Genomic DNA, 16,149 nt, shown 5'->3' with positions numbered 1-16,149 from the left:
CCCCGGCCGGTCACCGATGCTCCGGCGGAGATCCCGGATTCCAAGGTGGGGCAGCTTCTCGCCCTGCTGGAGGACTCCGGGGCTCTCGATCTGATCGCCCTCGAACTCGCCGAGCGACCGGGACCCAAGGGACTTCCGGTCCGTACTGTGTTGGTCGGCGTGCTGCTGTCGCTGCATTACCACCGCAGCGCCACCCTTGCCGACGTCTGTCGGGTCCTCCTCGATCAACTGCGGCCACCAACCCGTACTTGGCTGGAGGTGCCCGACCCGGCCACGGTCGACATTCACGGCCGGCACGCGTTCACCCGCCGGGTCTACCGCGCGTTCGACCGGGTCACCACCGCCCTGGACCCCCATCGCTGCGACCGGCGACGCCGCCTGCCAACGGTCGAGGCCTTGCAGGTGATCGCGGCCTGGGAGGAGGAGGCAGGCGCCGAGCAGGTCCGCCGTCGGCGGGTGCTGCAGGAGATCAGCGACCGGCTGGTCCTGGTCACTGTCCGCCTCGCCCACCAGCGCGGCCTCTTCCGCGGCTGGCGAGGCGACATCGGTATCGACACCACCCCGTTCCCCGCATGGCACAAGCCCCACCCGGACCGGAAGAACCTCTCGTCGGTCGAAATCACGGCGGGCTGGCATCACTGCGGCGGCTCTGTTCGATCCATGTGGTGGCCCGCGAGAGCGTCGCCTCCTGGTCGGTGAGCAAGTCCGCGTGTCGGATGGTGAGGAGTCTGTCGGTCGGGGTGTTCCGCTGGATGGCGTCGTGGAAGAGGTCCGCGGTGTCCTCTTCGGTGAGCGGGGTGCCGTGGTGGTGGAAGCGGAAGCGGTTGCGGCGCATGGAGTCTGCCGTGCTCGTGCGGTCTCGGGTGATGTGCAGATACAGCGCGGTGCGGCCGGTGAGGGCTTCCAGCTGGGGGATGCGCAGTGAGTTGAAGGGGGATTTGGTCAGGAACCTGTCGCGGCCGAAGTGCTTGGTGTGGGCCTGGATGTTGGTAGTGAGCAGGTTCGCGTCGGCGGTTTCGGCGATGGTGAGGTCGTAGGTGTGGCCGCTGATGTGCTGGTAGGTGGGGATGGCGCGGGCGTAGAGGTCTTCGGATTCGTAGGGCATGACGAGGCCGGGGATGAGGCGGGTCTTCTTGTTGTCGACAGCCAGGACCTGCTCGTCGAGGTCTTCGAAGGAGCGGCGGTCGGGGTGGTTGAGGTTGCGGGTGGGCCAGGCCCAGCAGGACGCGGTGGTGAAGTAGGCGTACTGACCGGTGTGGGCGAGGCAGTTGTAGAGGTGGCTGGTTCCTGAGCGCGGTGCGCCGACGATGAAGATGATCGTCTTGGGGTTGTGGTCGGGGCTTGAGCGTGGGGCGTACGGGCGGCGGGCTTCGAGCTCGTGGCGGATGTCTACGCCTTCGGCTTCTGCGACCTCGGGGTTGAAAGGGATCAGCGTGCCGGTGGCGCGGATCTGGTCGAGGGTCGCGCGGAAGTAGGTCATGGTGCGCGGGGTGGGCGTGAGGCCGTGGGCGTACTTCTCTTCGATGGCCTCGGCGAGGGCGTAGTGGCGGGGGTCGTCGCTGAAGCGGTAGGCACGGGTGCGGTACAGGGCGATGGTGGCGCCGTCCGGGTCGGGTGCGGCCAGTTGGGCGGCGAGGGTGCTGTTGTTCACGAGTTTCCTCCTGCGGGGCGCAGCGTGTGCCAGCTGTGGGTGTAGCCGTTGCGGCCGGTGTAGGGGCTGGTGAGGATGTGGTGGATCTCCATCCAGTCGGCGAGGCGGGTGGTGTTGCACGGGTGCGCGGCCGTGTCGTTGTACGCGGTCAGGGTCTGGGTGGTGAGGGCGGCCGGGATGGGGCCGTGGGTCATGGCGGTGGTGACGATGAGTTTGGCCAGGTCGTATCCGAACGGGGCCAGGGTGAGGTCGTCGAAGTCGACGACGGTGATCGCGTCCGGGGTGATGAGGAAGTTCCGCGGGTTGGCGTCCTTGTAGAACGCCGCGGGTTCGTCGACGGCCGAGTGGATCAGTTCCGCGGCCTGGTCGGCGGTGAGGGCCGGGTCGGGGACGGAGCCGGTCTCGAGGAGCTGGCGTACGCGGGCGGCCCGGGTGTCGGTGAAGGACGGCAGCACGACGCCGGGCAGTGCATGGTCGTGGTCCAGGCGGGCGGCCGAGAGGTGCTGGTGGTGGGCGGTGGTGTGTGCGACGCCCAGGAGCCGAGCGATGGCCGGGAGGTCCGCGGGGGCGACGTGCCGGCCGATGACGTGTTCGAACTCCAGAGTGTCGGCGTGGCGGGCGACCAGGCGCGGCACGGGGACCCCTAGGCAGTCGAGCCAGGCGTGGTGGGCTGCCGCCTGGGCCGCGTGCTGGGGACGGGGGTACTTCTTGGCGAAGGTCACGGGTGTTCCCCGGGCCGGGTGGCGGTGAGGTAGCTGACAACCGATGCTGTCTCGACCGGGCCTTCGGTGAGCGTGCGCTGGAGGTGGTCGGTGATCGCTGCGGCGTTGCTGGCGAGCTCGTCGGGCAGGCGGTACTTCGGCGTGGTGGCCAGGTAGGCGGCCACGTGCGCGAAGTCCCGGAACCGGAAGCGGTGCGCCTCGTGCTCGACGTGGGTGATGGTGAAGGCGCTTTCGGTGATCGAGCGGAAGTTGCCGCTGTGGAAGGCGCTGTACAGGCTGGGGCGGCGGGTTGCGTCCGGGTCGAGGCCGGCCTTGGCTACGAGGCGGTATAGGGAGGCGTAGCTGTCGGCGGCCTTGGTCGCGAGGATGAGGGTGGCGCCGGGGGCGAGGCAGCGGGCGATCTCCGTTAGGGCGGCCTGCGGGGTGGGTGAGTGGTAGAGGCAGAAAGCGGCGACCGCGAGGGCGGCCTGGCCGGTGGGTAGCGGCAGGCGGTGGAAGTCGGCGCGAACGGTGTGCACGGGCAGGCCGTGGGGCCGGAGCCGGGCACGGGTGGCGTTGAGCAGGGCGGCGGAGGCGTCGACGGCGCAGACCCTGGCCTGGGGCAGGGCCTGGGCGAGGGCGAGGGTGGATGCTCCGCGCCCGCAGCCGATGTCCAGGACCGTGCCTGTGCCGGGGCGTGCCGCGCTCGCGTGGGCGGCGATCACGGCGGCTGTGGGGCGTCCGCTGGTCTTCGCGGCCATCAGGGCACCGGTGCGGGATGCGAGACGGTGCTCGCCCTCGTAGAGGGAGCCGGTGATGAGGTGCTGGTCGAGGAAGGCGGAGGTGTCAGCCACGGCCGGCACCTCCGGTGGAAGCGGGGTCGGTCAGACGGGCTGGCCGGCGGTGAGGTGCGCGAGGAGAGCGCGGGCCTGACGGCGGCTGGTGACCGTGTGCACGGTGGCACCAGCGGCGTGTTCCTTGATCAGTTCCCGGACGCGGGGTGCCATGGTCTTGCGGTAGCCCCACACGTACTTGATGAAGTTCCAGGTGATCCGGTCGTACACGCCAGTGGCGTCGTTCTGGCCGCCACCGTGGCGCAGGCGTCGCTGGGCGATGCCCCACAGGCAGACCGCGGGCGGGATGTCCAGGAAGATCACGGTGTCCGCTGCGCGGAGCCGGATCGGAAGCGTCCCGGCGTAGTTCCCCTCGATCACCCAGGAGGGCGCCCGGACAAGCTCCTCCTGGATCGCGGCGAACTTGTCCTTGTCGAGGGTGTTCCACTCGTCGTCGTAGTACACCGCGTCGAGGTGCGTGAGGGGCGCGTTCATGTGCTGGGCCAGCTGCTTGGACAGGAACGTCTTGCCGCTGCCGCCGCAGCCGATGAGGGCGAGTCGCATGTGGGGTGACGCTACCGATTCCGGGTCGTGTGGTGGGTGAGGTTTCCATTGTCCGCCCCTTGACGTTGATCGAATACCTGACCGATGGTGTGGAGCTGGCGGGAGAGCCGGAAGCGGTCCAGCCTGCGGATACAGCGGGCGAGGAGCCGGGCCCGGTCCCGGGTGGGCATGGTGGTCAGGGTGTGGGTGATGTCGGCCACGTGGGCGCCGTGGCAGGCGTGGAGCTCGCCGGGGATGACGAGGCTGGCGGCCCGGTAGTGGGCGGGGGTGATGGGGGCGCAGCCGGCGAGGACGGATTCGAAGATCCGCTGGGTGTACTGGCCGCTGGTGGCGTAGCGGGTGGGGGCGAGCATGACGGTGGCGTGGGCCTGGCCTTGGAGGTCAAGGCCGTGGCGGAAGGGGACGCGGCCGATGAAGTTGATGTGCGGCCAGCGGCTGGTATCGGTCCACTTGCCCGCCACTACGTGGTCGAGGTGGCGGGCGGGCTGGGCGAAGAAGGCGTCGAAGGCGGTGTCGCGGCCGTACTGGTTGCCGACGTAGACCAGTGGCCAGCGTCGCGGCCGGGCGGCGAGGGCTTCGGGGTCGGCCGTGTCGAGGGCGTGGTCGGCGACGGGGAAGAGCAGGCTGGTCGCGCCGTGGCGTGGGTGGAGCGCCGGTTCGCACACGGTGAGGTTGCCGATCTTGCGGAGGGGGTCGGCCGGGGGCAGGTGCTGGTCCTTGTCCCACAGCAGGGTGGGGACCTGCCGGCGGTGGGTGTAGTGGTCGAGGAGCTGCTGCTGGCGGTGCAGGTCGCACGTGTGGCCCGGCGTGGTGCAGGGGGTGTCGTTGCGGCCGGGGATCGGCCAGCGCCACTCCAGGAAAAGGGCGTCGAGGTCCGGCAGGCCGCTGTCCCAGACGTACGGTCCGGCCAGGGGGTTTCGCGCTTCGTTGCGGTCGCGGTCGGTCTGGAGGAAGACCAGGGTGTGGCCGGCGGCGAGCAGCCCGTCGATGAGGGTGCGGCGGTGGCTGCGGCCGCCGTCGGGGGTGTCGGTGATGCCGTCGCCGAGGAATCCCCAGAAGCTATAGCCGATCTTCACTGCTCGGTCACCCACCAGTCTTCGAGGAGCAGGGCGTCGATGCCGGACTCGGCCAGGCAGTCCAGGGCGTGGGCGGGCGTGCCGCAGATCGGCTTGCCCTTGACGTTGAGGCTGGTGTTGATCAGCACGGGCACCCCGGTGATTTCGTGGAATTCCCGCAGGACCGCGTCGAGGAACGGGTTCTGCCGGGGGGTGAGGGTCTGCACGCGGGCGAGGCCGTTGGTGTGGACGATGGCGGGGATCTGCTCGCGGGCCAGGTCGGTGACGCCGCTGGCGATGGACATGTAGGGGGCGGGCTGGCCGAGGGTGAAGTAGTCGGCGGCCTTGTCGGCCAGGGCGACGGGCGCAAAGGGCCGGAACGGCTCGCGGAACTTCACCTTCGCGTTCAGGCGGTGCACGACGTCCGGGCGCAGCGGCGAGGCGAGGATGGACCGGTTGCCGAGCGCGCGGGGGCCGGCTTCGAGGCGGCCTCGGAAGACGCCGACGATCTCGCCTTCGGCGAGCTGGTGGGCGAGGTGGCGGGCGGGGTCGGCCGGGCGGTGGGCGGTCATGCCCGGTCGGGGCTGCCCGGTGAGGTCGAGGCCGTCGTAGGACGGGCCGAGGTAGCACTCGCCCTGTACACCGGCCACCGGGTGCGGGGCGCGGTACTGGTGGGCGTGGAGGGCGGCGCCTGCGGCTGTCCCGGAGTCCCCCGGGGCCGGGGGAACGAACACCTCGTCGAAGCCTGCGTGCTCGGTGATCTTGCCGATGCTGACGCAGTTCATGGCGACGCCGCCGCCCAGGCACAGGTGCTTCTGGCTGGTGCGGTAGCGGGCCTGGCGGGCGAGGTGGATCATCACCTGCTCGGTGCGTTCCTGGAGGGCGGCGGCCAGGTCGGCGTGGACTTGGTCGATCTCCGCCTGTGGGGGGCGGGGCGGGCAGGTCGCGGCGATGAACGCCGACGACAGGCGAGGGTAGCGGCTGGAGATGACCCGCAGGGGAAAGAGCCGGGCATCGAGTGCGAAGGCCTCGCCGGTGAGGGGGATTGCCTGGGTGAGCAGGTCCCGGAAGCGCCCTGGGTCGCCCAGGGCGGCCAGCGCCATCACGGTGCCTTCCTCGTCACCGCGCCGCCACCCCAGGTGTTCGGTGACGGCGCCGTAGGCGTATCCGAGGGACGCCGGGTCCGGGAGCGACCATCGGCCCCCCAGCACGACCCCCTGATGCCCCCGGGCTCCCGTGCAAATCGACGTGGTGGTGGTCTCGCCGAGGCTGTCCACCACCAGCACGGCCGCCTCGTCGAACGGGCACGCCGCGAACGCGTAGAGGGCGTGGGCGCGGTGGTGCTCGACGCCGTGCAGCCGGGCCCCGGGGAAGCGGCGGCCGAAGTCCCGGAGGCGGCCGGCCGCACGGTGGTGGACGACCGCGAAGCTGCGTGCCCTGGGCCAGGCCCGGCCGGCCGTGCCGGGGCGCAGGTGCCGCAGCGGGGCGGCGCCCTTGAGGTAGCCGCGGGGTGCGAAGTTGTAGGCGACGTCCGTCACGTCGCTGGCGGTCAGGCCGGCCGCGTCGAGGAGCCAGGCGATGGCCAGCTCGGGGTAGGCCTTGGTGTGCTTGATGCCGTTGAGGCGTTCCTCCTCCACCAGCCCGATCAGGCGGCCGTCCGCGATGAGGGCGGCCGCGGAGTCGTGTGTGCCGGAGCACAGGCCCATCACTACCGGCCCCATCACGCGGCCCTCCCGCTCAGCTGCGCGTACCAGCCGGCCAAGCCCTCGCTGAGGACACCGTCAGGGTCCGCGACCATGCGGCGCGCATCGGTGCGGTCGCCGTTCTTCCAGACGCGGTAGCTGCGCATGACGTGCGCGAAGTCGCCCCACGCGCCGTCGGGGGTGTTTCCGCTGGTGATGCTGTCGAGGAGGGGGTCGAACTCTTCCCATCCGACGGTGAGCGGGTCCATCAGCCGGCTGGGCGTGGGCTGGTCGGGCAGGGCCCGGGCGGCGGAGAGGCGGGAGTCGTACAGGTGAAGGGAGTCCACGTGGTGGTGGTAGTGGCCGAGTTCGGCGCCGATCCAGTGGCTCATCAGCTCGTGCAGGACGGTGGCGGTGAAGATGTCGTAGCAAAAGCCCAGCCAGAGATCTTGGCTGCGCATGGTGGTATGCATCTCCAGTCGGCCGTCGCGCAGGTAGAAGCGGTAGCCGAGGGTGCACGGCACGTCGCTGTGGTGCGGGATGTCGCGGTCCGGGTCGTACAGCTGGATCAGGGCCCGGCGGGAATCGGGGTCTTCCAGCAGGGTGCGGCGGACGTGGTCGAGCTGGTCGTGGCCGGGCCTCCAGGCGCGCATCCGCGGCCCGTACGCACCGCGCAGGACACCGTCGTCGGCGTACTGGGCCATCCGCTGGTTGTAGGTGTAGATCCAGCCGCCGTCCGAGCCGGAGAGGATCCAGGTGGCTTCGGCGGCGGCGAACGCTGCGTTCAGGACCCGGGCCGGCGGAAGGGACACCAGGCGGCGGCGCGGTTGGGTCAGGGTGAGGTGCGCGCCGATGACCTCGGTGGTGGCCATGCCGCGGGGCTTAACGATGCGGCCCTGGTCCAGGACGGCGGTACAGGCGGCGGTGAACAGCTCGTTCGCTGAGCCGGCGGTCAGGTGGATCACGCGGGTCCTCCGATCAGGGTGGCGGAGTCGGCAGCGCGCATCCACTGCCACTGGCTGGTGATGCCTTCGGGGAGGTCGACGGCCGGCTGGTAGCCCAGGTCGGTCGCAGCGCGGAGGGTGTCGGCCTCGGTCGAGGCGGGATCGCCGCTGCGGCTGGCCGTGTAGACGACGGGCACCGGCTGGCCGGTGACGCGCTCGACGGTGTCCAGGACGGTCTTGACCGTCACGCTCGCAGGCCCGGCGATGTTGACAGCCCGCCCAGTCACGGCGGTGCCGGCGGCGAGCAGGAGAGCCCGGACCGCGTCCGCGACGTAGGTGAAGTTCCGCCGCTGCAGCCCGTCGCCGTACAGGTTCATCGGCTCGCCGGTGCGTACGGCGTCCAGCATGCGGGAGATCGCCATGTCGGGGCGCTGGCGCGGCCCGAAGACGGTGAAGAACCGCAGCGCGACGGCGCTCGTCACGGCGGTGGAGCGGGCGGCGTAGGCAAGGGCGAGCTGCTCGGCGGCGAGCTTGGAGACTCCATAGGGCGAGATCGGCAGGAGCGGGCCGTCCTCGGTAGACGGCCGCGGCGCGGTCCCGTAGACGCTGGAGGAGGAGGCGAGGACGAGACGCCGGACATCGGCCCGTTCGCACTCCTGGACCAGGTGGTGCGTGGCGGTGATGTTGTCGCGGATGTAGCCAGCGAAGTTGACTCCCCACGAGGGGCGGACCCCTGTGGCCGCGGCGAGGTGGAACACGACGTCTACCTTGAGCAGGTCGTGGACCCGGGCGTCGGTGACGTCCGCCTGCTCGAAGTGGAAGCTCGGGGACCTGAGTGCCTGTTGCAGGTTGGCTGCCGCGACGGGGTCGTTGTGGGGCGAGCGCCGGTCGATGCCGGTCACGCGCCATCCGGCCGCGAGGAGGGTGTCGACCAGGTTCGATCCGATGAACCCGGCCGCGCCGGTGACCAGGGTCGTCTTTCCACGTCCGCTGGTCAGTGCCTCTGACTGATGCACGCAGTTTCCTCTCTCATCGGGTGATTGGGTGGGGCGATCCATACCGGTCGCCTCCTGCTGTGTCGCGCGGGGCCGTGCGCCGGCGGGCTGCCGGTCGGACGGGCCGCCTACCCGCAGAGCACGGGCTCGTCAGTAGTGCTTCGCGTGTCCTTGGGAACTTGGCTGGTGGTGTAGAAACGGGGACCAGCGGCGGGTCGGCCCCGGGCGCCGGGGGCGAGGATGGCCAATGTGCGCGGTGGTGCCCGTGTCCGGCTGCTCGACCTGGTCGTTCAGCCGGGGGGACGGCGCCCGGTCCGGCGGTGCGTCCTCGGGGCCGGGCGGGGCTTCTGGCAGGTGACGGCGCGGGCCGGCAGGCGCCGCGCTGTCACGGGAGTTCAGGGGGTGGGTCGGGTGCGGGGGCCGTAGCGGCAGGCCCGCGTGTGTGCGGTGGGCGCTGCCCGTGCGGAGGTGATGGTGTCCGCCGTGTCGTTGGCCGGCCCTCGGGACGGCTGTGCTTCGGCGGGCGCCTGGTCCGGGACGGTGATCGAGGGACCGATGAGGGTGGCGCCATCGGCCTGCTCGGCGCAGGAGAGGGCGAGGACGGCCAGGCCGACCACGTTGCCTGTCGTCAGCAGCAGTCCGGCGATCGTGTTCCCGTCTGGCCGGGCGTGCCGGCGCTTGCGGGGCGGGCTGAGGTGGGCGGGGCCGTGTAACTCTCCCCAGTCGCCGGCGCTCACGACGTCGCTTTGGTGGTGAGTTCGGCCCAAATCTGCTTGCCGGTCCGGAGCCGCTTGCTGCCCCATCGGGTGGTGAGCTGGTCTACGAGCTGGAGCCCGCGGCCGACTTCTGTGTCCGAAGCAAGGGCCGTGGGTGCGGGGAGAGTGCGGCTGGTGTCGGTGACCACGATCCGTACGTGGTCGGGGTGGCGTGTGACGGAGAGGCCGATCCGGCGAGTGTGGGTGTGCCGGATCGCGTTGGTGACGAGCTCGGAGACGACCAGCTGTGCATCGTCGACCAGGGCATCGAGGCCCCAGGTGCCGAGGCAGAGCGTGACGTCGCGTCGGGCGCGGGAGGGCGCGGTGTCGCGGGGCAAGTAGCCGTCGCTGTAGCGCTGGGGCCCGGTGGGTGCTGCCTTCACGTCGTCCTCCAGGGCGCCGGTCACCGGACGGTCCTGCCGGCGTGGGTGCGCTGTATGGCGGGTGCCCCGAGGATGCGGAGCGGGCTGGTGGGGCCGTACGCGGTGAGGGCCGGGCGGCGGGCGCGGGATGTGCGAGTGGTGCTCTGGCTCATGGCTGGCCTCGGCGAGTTGGGAGCGGATTTCGGATGCGTGGCCTCGTGTCCCCGACGGGCGCGGGAACACGAGGCCGGCGGGCCGGGCCATGCTCGAACCCGGCCGTTCTGGGGCCACGACCTACCACCTCAGCGTGATCATCTGCTGACACTTGGTCACGGCGTCACGTTGAAAGAATGCACCCAATGACGCGATGCCTGCAACCATTGCAGCCAAACTCCCAACGATTGGAGGGATGTTCGATCGACTTCCGATCCCCGGGGCGGGCAGACTGACCCGGAAAGAGGACGCCACACCCCGGAAGGGGAAGATCCACCCCCGAATCGACCCGCCTGCCCGCAGAGAGGTTCAACTTCCCGTGCCCACACCGCCGCTTGTGCAGACCGTGCGCAGACGCCGTCTCGGCAGCGCGCTGCGAACCTTCAGGAAGAACGCCGGCTTCAACACCTCCGACAGTGCCGCTCAGGCAGTCGGCTGGGACGCCAGCAAGATCAACCGGATCGAAAACGCCAAGGCACACCTGCCGATCAAAGACGTCAAGCCGCTCCTGGAGGCGTACGGAGTCACCGACGAGACGGTGGTCACCGCCATGGAGGGGCTGGCCCGCGACGCCAACAAGGTCGGCTGGTGGAGCAACTACGGCGACCTTCCCGAGACCAACTACAAGGACTACATCGGCCTGGAGGAAGACGCCGAGTCGACCCGGATCTACCTGCCCGGCCTGATTCCCGGCCTTCTCCAGATCCCCCAGTACGCCCGCGAGATCATCACCGGCTCCGCCATCACCCGGACCACCGAAGAGGTCTCCGCCCTGGTGGAGATGCGCAAGAAGCGCCAGGCCATCCTCACCGACACCAGCCGCCCGGGCGGGCCCCTCCACCTGTGGGCCGTCATCCACGAGTCGACCCTGCACTACCGCTCCGCGACACACCCTTCACTGATGCGCGAGCAGCTGCGCCACCTGCTCGACATGGCCGAGCAGCCCAACATCACCATCCAGATGATGCCGATACTCGCCAACCCCCACCCCGGCATGGTGGGCCCGTTCCACATCGTCCGGTTCCCCCACCCCTGGCCCACCGTGATCAGCGTGGAGACGATCCGCGGCGGGACCTTCGCCGAGGGGACAGACGACGTGAAGGTCTACGAGGCCGCCTTCGAGCGGATCGTGGCCGCAGCACTCCCCGTCGACGACTCGCGGGAGAAGATCAAAACCATCATGGAGAAGTCATGACCGACATGAAGAGCCTGTCCGCCACCGACCTGCCCGAGGCGAAGTGGCGCAAGTCGTCGTTCAGCGACGGCGGCGAGCAGTGCGTCGAGGTCGCCGACACCCGGCCGACCCGGGGCTTCATCGCCGTCCGCGACTCGAAGGACCCGTACGGGCCAGCGCTTGCGTTCACCGAGGCCGCGTTCACCGCCTTCCTGCCGCACGCCGCTCACGGACACACCCCCACCGCCTGATCAGACCGCGACGGCAAAAGCCCGGATTCCCCCAGCCCGCAGCGGGGGGAATCCGGGCCTTGCCTGTATGGCGATACCCCGTCTGCCTGCTGTCAGCGCCGAATGACCGGCTTTGGCAGCAGCGTGCTCAGCAGTTGGGCCGTCTCCGCCTCCATATCCACTCCCCCGCCGAGGCCTTCGTTGATACGGGCCAACCTCGCGGCGGCTTCGCGGAGGGCGTCTACGTTTCCGGCGGCGTGGTGTGCCAGGAAGATCTGCCGGTGAAGAAGTTCGTTCTCCTCGGCGGCGAGCAGGCCTTGGTGCGCTGCCCAGAGTGCTCCGGCGTAGTCGGCGGCCTCCCGGCGTCGGGTGGAGAGCTCGTAGGCGACGTCGGCGATGGCCGAGACCATCTCCTGGACGGCCGGCTCGGTCCATGCGTAGCGCTGGGGGTCGATCGCTGCGAAGGGCCGGCCGCGGACGAGCGCGAGGGCACGGCGCAGGGCAAGCTCGCCGTCCTCGTCGTGGCGGGCCAGTCCGGTGCGGGCGAAGTTCTGGAAGGTCCGCCAGTCGCAGGTGACGGCCTGGGCGAGGCGGTAGCGACTGTCACCGGTGTCCTGGACCCGCGGGAAGTACGCCTGGCCGTCGGCGTCCTTGCCGAGCCAGGAGCGGGTGCGGCTGATGACGGCGTTGCGCATCTGCTTGTTGACCAGCCGGCCTGGCCAGAGGGCGTCGTCGATCGCGTGGTGGTCGGCGCCGGGGTTGAGCGCGAGGTAGGAGACGAGTTCGACGGCGGCGCTCTGCCGGTTGGAGTCGATCCGGCCCGCGGCGCCCTCGATGACCACGCGCCCAAGCAGGAGCACCTTCGGCGCGGGGGCCTTGATGTCGTCGGCGTCGTCAGCGGCGGGGGGCGGGGCGGGCACCTGGACGGGGGCCGGGGCCGGGAGGGGAGTCAGGTCCGGCTGCTCGGCGTCAGGGGTCTCCTCGGCCGGGTCAGCCTCTTGCTTGGTCAGTACGGGGGCGGCTTGATGCGCCGGTTCAGGCGCGGCAGTTGCCGGGGCGGGAATGGGACCGGCCAGCGGGTCGGAGAGGTCAGCGAGGGTCTGGCCGCTGGTGCCGGGCTCGCCGTGGCCGTCGGGTGCCTCGGCCGTGTGGGCCGCGGGCTGGAGGGGCCCTTCGTCCGTCTCGTTGGTGGGGGCGGCGGTCTCGGCCTGGTGCTCGGTCTCCAGCTCCTCCCTCTCGATGTCGGCGTACTCGTCCGGCATGCCGTCCTCGTCCGCGCCGGTCGTCGGCTGCGGTTCTTCGTCGTCGCTGCTCTCCTCGGCGTCGTCCGACGGGTCCTGCTCGTCCGCATCCACGTGGTCTCGCTCATCCTGGTTCTCTTCCGACTGCTCGTCGGTGTCGAGGAGGCCGTCCAGCCACGCGTCGCGAGCGGGTACGTCGGTGTCGGCCGCGGAGAGGGTGAGCAGCTCGATCGCGTCGGCGAAGTGCGGGTCCGACAGGCCCTGGAGTTTGATGGGCAGTCCGGAGCCGGGCAGGACGACGGTCTCGTCGGGGCCGGCGCAGTGCAGGGTCCAGCCCTTCTCCGGGTCCAGGTCGGTGTTCTCGCAGGCCGTGATCACCGCGCTGGCGGCACGCGGCTGGGCGGTGATCATGTCGAGCAGCGCATCGGTCTGGGTTCCTTCGGGGAGTTCGGCGGCGAGGAGGATGTGGGGCGTCCAGGAGCCGCCGGCGTCTTCCTGGAGGCGTGCCGTACGGAGGGTGGATGTGCCGAGCGCGGCCAGGGCGCGGCGCTGGTCGGCGGTGTGGCTGGTCAGTTCGGCGACCGCGTCGGCGAGGTTGTCGGTACGGGCGACACGTTCGGGGGCTGCGTCGTCGAGGCCGGGAGCGGTGTCGGCCAGCGCGGTGATCTCGAGGTGGCCGGGCAGGGGGGTGCTGGCGAGCTCGACTGCGATGGCTTGCAGCACGTGGCGGGCGTGGTCGGCGTCGCCGTCGAGGTGCAGCACGCTGACGTACTCGAGGTCGACGAGGACGAGGTGGCCGGCGGCGTCCCAGCCCAGGGAGACCAGGGCCGGGTAGGGCGCGTCGGCGCCCTGAAGGGCGTCCGTGTCGGCGAGGTCGGGGCTGGAGGCCGGGCACGTCCACAGGTCCGTGCGGCCGGCGCCGGAGAAGGGCTTCATCGGGGGGACGTCGCCGTCGAGGTGGAGCTCGACCCTCTGTTCGTGCAGGACGACGGCGGTGACCACGGGCAGGTCGCGGTCAGCCGCGGCGAGGTTGAGGGCCAGCGTGCGCAGGGCGGCGTCGAGGAGGTCGAAGCCGGTGGGGTGCTGGGCGGCGCGCAGGCCCTGCTCGGTGGCGGCGGCGCTGCCGGTGGGCATGGGGATGCGGCGGCCGGGTCGTCGGCGGCGCTGCTGGAGGATGCGGCGGGTGGCGAGCGTGCCGATGAGGGCGGCGGCCAGGGCGCCGGCTCCCATCCAGACGGCAGCGGGCGCCAGGGCCTCGTCAGCTTCCTGGGCCTGCTGGGCGGTGTCCGCCTTCTGAGTGTCCTGCGCGGGCGTGGGGGCAGCGGTGGGTGCGGTGCTGGGCGTTGAGGGGCGGGGGCGGGGTTCGCTGGCATCTCGGGGGCGGGTGCCGCAGGTGTGGGGGTGTCCTTCGCGGTGTCCGGCTTCGGGGGTGTCTTGGTGTCCTGGGCGGGCCGGCTGTCGGGGGCGGGGGCTGGGTCGGTTGCGGTGGGGAGGGTGAGTTCCTGGCCGGGAACGATCAGATCGGGGTTGTCGAACGTGCCGCCGCCGGGCAGTGGCTTGCCCTTGTTGGCTTCGAAGATCTTGGGCCAGTCTTCGGGGTTGCCGTGCTGGTCAGCGATACCCCACAGGGTCTCATCGGGCTTGACGACGTGCTTGGCCTCGGCCGCGGCGGGTTGTGCGTCCTTGGGGGCGGCCTGCGCAGGCTGCTGCGTGGGCGTGGCTGTCTCGGGCGCGGCCTGGGTGGGTGCCGGAGCCGGGGTGGCTGGCTTGGCGATGTTGGCGTCGGCGGGAAGCCGGATCACGGCGCCCTTGGGCAGGAACTGGTCGCCGGCCGCGAGCTCGGGGATGGAGGGGTTGAGGGCGGCGATGTCCTTCCAGCGCGGGCCGCTGCCGAGGTACTGCTCGGCCAGGTCCCAGGGGAGCTCGGAGTCCCCGGTGACCGTGTGGGTGGGCCAGGCGTTCTGCTCTGCCGCGGCAGCCGCTTCGGTGGTCGCCGCGCTGCTGGTGCCTGCGGTCTGTACGGCGGTGGCTGCGGCGGCCGGGCCGGGGGGCGCGGCCGAGGCGGCGGTGGGAGCGAGCAGGACGAGACCGCCGATGAGGAAGCCGGCGAAGGACTGCATGCCGCCGAGGCCCTTGATCCTCTTCGCCTTGCGGTTTCGGAACAGCGCGACGATCTCGACGAGGGCGGAGAGGGTGAACAGCGCCCAGCCGATCCAGCCGATGGTCGTGAGCACCGTGAAGAACAGCCGGCCGTCGTCCTGCTGGGTCAGCAGATCCCATCCGCCGGTGAAGTCGGTGGGCTGGTACCCAACGGCCAGCAGGACGAGGGGGATGCCAGCGATGAGTGCTGCCAGGACGGCGAGGCCGAGCAGGACGCGGAGCAGGCGTACGGGGGTGCTCATGTGGCGGTCAGCCTCCGGCTTGGGTGTGCAGTCGGGCGTGTGCCGTGCCGGACACGCTGATCGTCGACCTACCCACGAACTGCGCGAACAGCGTGGTGTAGGTGTCATGGACGGTGACTTCGAGACGCTGGCCGCCATCTGTGACGGTGACGGAGCCCGAGACGTGCTGGGCGGCGAGGTAGTCCTGGGCGGCGGCGACAGCGGCGTCCGGGTCCACCGTGATTTCGGTGCCCTGGACGGCTGCGGGGACGTTGAGCTGCTGGCCGGCCGCTCGGGCGGCTTCCTGCGCGAGGCCGGTGGCCTTGTTCGTCGCGTTGAGGGCTCCGCCGCTGTCGACCAGGAGCCCCATGATCATGATGATGCCGATGGCACTCAGCGCGTAGAAGGGTGACAGCGACCCCCGGTCGCCGCCGTGGCGGATCCGGACCCGCAGAGCGATGATGCGGCGGGTGAGGGCAGTGATCACTGGCGGCCCCTGTAGGAGTCGATCGGGCTGGTCCACGAGGCCCGGAGCGTTCGGGATCCGGGGAGCCCTGGCAGCCCGATCTCGCCGAGCGGCGCGGTGCAGGCGACGGTGACGCGGACGGTGGCCTCCTGGCCGATTTCAAGGCCGTACCCGGAGGTGTCGACCGAGACACTGGAGGAGCCGCAGCGGATCCCCTCACCATTGAGGCTGCGCGTCGCAGCGGCAGCCCCGGCGGCCTGCGCGGCGCCGGCTTCCCGCTCGAGGGAAGCCGCCCGCGCGGCCGCTCGGGCGGCGCCGTCCACGGCGCCGGAAGCATCGGTGATACGCCCGAAGGCGATCATGAGCAGCATGAGGGCGATGATGGCCGGGGCAAGGATCACGGTCTCGACGCTGTAGCTCCCGCGATCCTCGCGCCAGTTGTACCGCCGGACCCGGCTCACTGCGCCGCCACCCAGCGCTCGACGGGAGCCTCCGCGCTCTGGACGACTTCCAGCTCAAAGCCGGGGACGAGGGTGGCGACGGTGCCGCGGACGGTGATGCGGATCTGCTCCGGGCCGCTGCCCTCGGCGGAGACGCTCGCGCCGCGGACGCTGCCGTACTTCGCCAGGAGGTTCTGGGCCTGGGCGACGCCGTCGCCGGGGCCGGCGCCGAGCTGGCGGCCGGCCTCCACTCCCTGGGTGGCTGCGGAGCGGGCGACGGAGCGGGCATGGTAGTACATGCCGGTCTGGATCGCGGCGAAGACCAGGAACAGCACCACGACGGCGAGCACGGCCAGCTCGACGCTGCCCGAGCCCCGATCGCCCTCGTTCTGCAGGCGTGCGCGTAGGCGCCACCACCGGTTGCTGACCTGGTCCTTCACGCCGCTCCCCTCCTCGTGTTGG

General features: G+C 71.0%; 17 protein-coding genes. 3 read left to right on the top strand and 14 right to left on the bottom strand.

The features are described from left to right. The first annotated feature begins 45 nt into the window (after positions 1 to 45). Entirely contained in the window at positions 46 to 699 is a 654-nt protein-coding gene (locus DEJ50_RS33390) for a hypothetical protein (protein ID WP_150211733.1), read from the top strand. Here the strand turns inward: DEJ50_RS33390 and DEJ50_RS33385 are convergent. The 10 genes from DEJ50_RS33385 to DEJ50_RS33340 all read right to left on the bottom strand — a co-directional run bounded on the left by DEJ50_RS33385 (position 620) and on the right by DEJ50_RS33340 (position 9,587). Further along, positions 620 to 1,651, bottom strand: coding sequence for a sulfotransferase family protein (locus tag DEJ50_RS33385; protein WP_150211732.1), 1,032 nt, complete (start codon positions 1,649 to 1,651; stop codon positions 620 to 622). The genes DEJ50_RS33390 and DEJ50_RS33385 overlap by 80 nt on opposite strands. Next, on the bottom strand, positions 1,648 to 2,373 hold the full coding sequence (locus tag DEJ50_RS33380; protein WP_150211731.1) for a phosphotransferase: 726 nt from the start codon (positions 2,371 to 2,373) through the stop codon (positions 1,648 to 1,650). Before DEJ50_RS33380 ends, DEJ50_RS33385 begins: the two co-directional genes overlap by 4 nt. Continuing rightward, on the bottom strand, positions 2,370 to 3,206 hold the full coding sequence (locus tag DEJ50_RS33375; RefSeq protein WP_150211730.1) for a class I SAM-dependent methyltransferase: 837 nt from the start codon (positions 3,204 to 3,206) through the stop codon (positions 2,370 to 2,372). Before DEJ50_RS33375 ends, DEJ50_RS33380 begins: the two co-directional genes overlap by 4 nt. Before the next feature lie 30 nt (positions 3,207 to 3,236). Continuing rightward, entirely contained in the window at positions 3,237 to 3,749 is a 513-nt protein-coding gene (locus tag DEJ50_RS33370) for a topology modulation protein (protein WP_150211729.1), read from the bottom strand. A gap of 11 nt (positions 3,750 to 3,760) precedes the next feature. Further along, positions 3,761 to 4,825, bottom strand: coding sequence for a hypothetical protein (locus DEJ50_RS33365; protein WP_223838045.1), 1,065 nt, complete (start codon positions 4,823 to 4,825; stop codon positions 3,761 to 3,763). Continuing rightward, positions 4,822 to 6,525 carry a carbamoyltransferase gene (locus DEJ50_RS33360; protein WP_190345086.1) on the bottom strand — a complete coding sequence of 568 codons (1,704 nt, stop codon included), beginning with the start codon at positions 6,523 to 6,525 and terminating at the stop codon, positions 4,822 to 4,824. The genes DEJ50_RS33365 and DEJ50_RS33360 overlap by 4 nt, the downstream gene beginning before the upstream one ends. Beyond that, positions 6,525 to 7,451, bottom strand: a complete 927-nt coding sequence (locus tag DEJ50_RS33355) for a thymidylate synthase (RefSeq protein ID WP_150211727.1) — start codon at positions 7,449 to 7,451, stop codon at positions 6,525 to 6,527. Before DEJ50_RS33355 ends, DEJ50_RS33360 begins: the two co-directional genes overlap by 1 nt. Continuing rightward, the gene (locus DEJ50_RS33350) at positions 7,448 to 8,446 is read right to left on the bottom strand and encodes an NAD-dependent epimerase/dehydratase family protein (protein ID WP_223838044.1); all 999 of its coding nucleotides are present in this window, start codon (positions 8,444 to 8,446) and stop codon (positions 7,448 to 7,450) included. Before DEJ50_RS33350 ends, DEJ50_RS33355 begins: the two co-directional genes overlap by 4 nt. A 374-nt stretch (positions 8,447 to 8,820) precedes the next feature. Beyond that, positions 8,821 to 9,162 (bottom strand): hypothetical protein, encoded by a 342-nt coding sequence (locus DEJ50_RS33345; RefSeq protein WP_150211725.1) that lies wholly within the window; start codon positions 9,160 to 9,162, stop codon positions 8,821 to 8,823. Beyond that, entirely contained in the window at positions 9,159 to 9,587 is a 429-nt protein-coding gene (locus DEJ50_RS33340) for an ATP-binding protein (RefSeq protein WP_223838043.1), read from the bottom strand. Before DEJ50_RS33340 ends, DEJ50_RS33345 begins: the two co-directional genes overlap by 4 nt. A 514-nt stretch (positions 9,588 to 10,101) precedes the next feature. Here DEJ50_RS33340 and DEJ50_RS33335 point away from each other — a divergent pair. Together DEJ50_RS33335 and DEJ50_RS33330 are read left to right on the top strand one after the other, a co-directional pair. Continuing rightward, the gene (locus DEJ50_RS33335) at positions 10,102 to 10,950 is read left to right on the top strand and encodes a helix-turn-helix domain-containing protein (protein ID WP_223838042.1); all 849 of its coding nucleotides are present in this window, start codon (positions 10,102 to 10,104) and stop codon (positions 10,948 to 10,950) included. Beyond that, on the top strand, positions 10,947 to 11,180 hold the full coding sequence (locus DEJ50_RS33330; protein WP_150211723.1) for a DUF397 domain-containing protein: 234 nt from the start codon (positions 10,947 to 10,949) through the stop codon (positions 11,178 to 11,180). The genes DEJ50_RS33335 and DEJ50_RS33330 overlap by 4 nt, the downstream gene beginning before the upstream one ends. Positions 11,181 to 11,272: 92 nt before the next feature. Here DEJ50_RS33330 and DEJ50_RS35675 read toward each other — a convergent pair whose 3' ends face one another. The 4 genes from DEJ50_RS35675 to DEJ50_RS33310 form a co-directional block, all read right to left on the bottom strand. Next, positions 11,273 to 13,534: a hypothetical protein gene (locus DEJ50_RS35675; RefSeq protein WP_411757661.1), complete on the bottom strand. Its 2,262-nt coding sequence runs from the start codon at positions 13,532 to 13,534 to the stop codon at positions 11,273 to 11,275. Between the two features lie 1,275 nt (positions 13,535 to 14,809). Next, positions 14,810 to 15,268 carry a pilus assembly protein TadG-related protein gene (locus DEJ50_RS33320; RefSeq protein WP_223838040.1) on the bottom strand — a complete coding sequence of 153 codons (459 nt, stop codon included), beginning with the start codon at positions 15,266 to 15,268 and terminating at the stop codon, positions 14,810 to 14,812. After that, the gene (locus tag DEJ50_RS33315) at positions 15,265 to 15,708 is read right to left on the bottom strand and encodes a TadE family protein (RefSeq protein ID WP_150211722.1); all 444 of its coding nucleotides are present in this window, start codon (positions 15,706 to 15,708) and stop codon (positions 15,265 to 15,267) included. Before DEJ50_RS33315 ends, DEJ50_RS33320 begins: the two co-directional genes overlap by 4 nt. Then, positions 15,705 to 16,127, bottom strand: a complete 423-nt coding sequence (locus DEJ50_RS33310) for a TadE/TadG family type IV pilus assembly protein (RefSeq protein ID WP_150211721.1) — start codon at positions 16,125 to 16,127, stop codon at positions 15,705 to 15,707. The genes DEJ50_RS33315 and DEJ50_RS33310 overlap by 4 nt, the downstream gene beginning before the upstream one ends. Positions 16,128 to 16,149: the final 22 nt, after the last annotated feature.

The sequence above is a fragment of the Streptomyces venezuelae genome (assembly GCF_008642295.1).
In the GTDB taxonomy this organism is placed as follows: domain Bacteria; phylum Actinomycetota; class Actinomycetes; order Streptomycetales; family Streptomycetaceae; genus Streptomyces; species Streptomyces venezuelae_C.
Note: the sequence above shows the minus strand (reverse complement) of the source record. Positions and strands in the feature narration are given on the sequence as shown.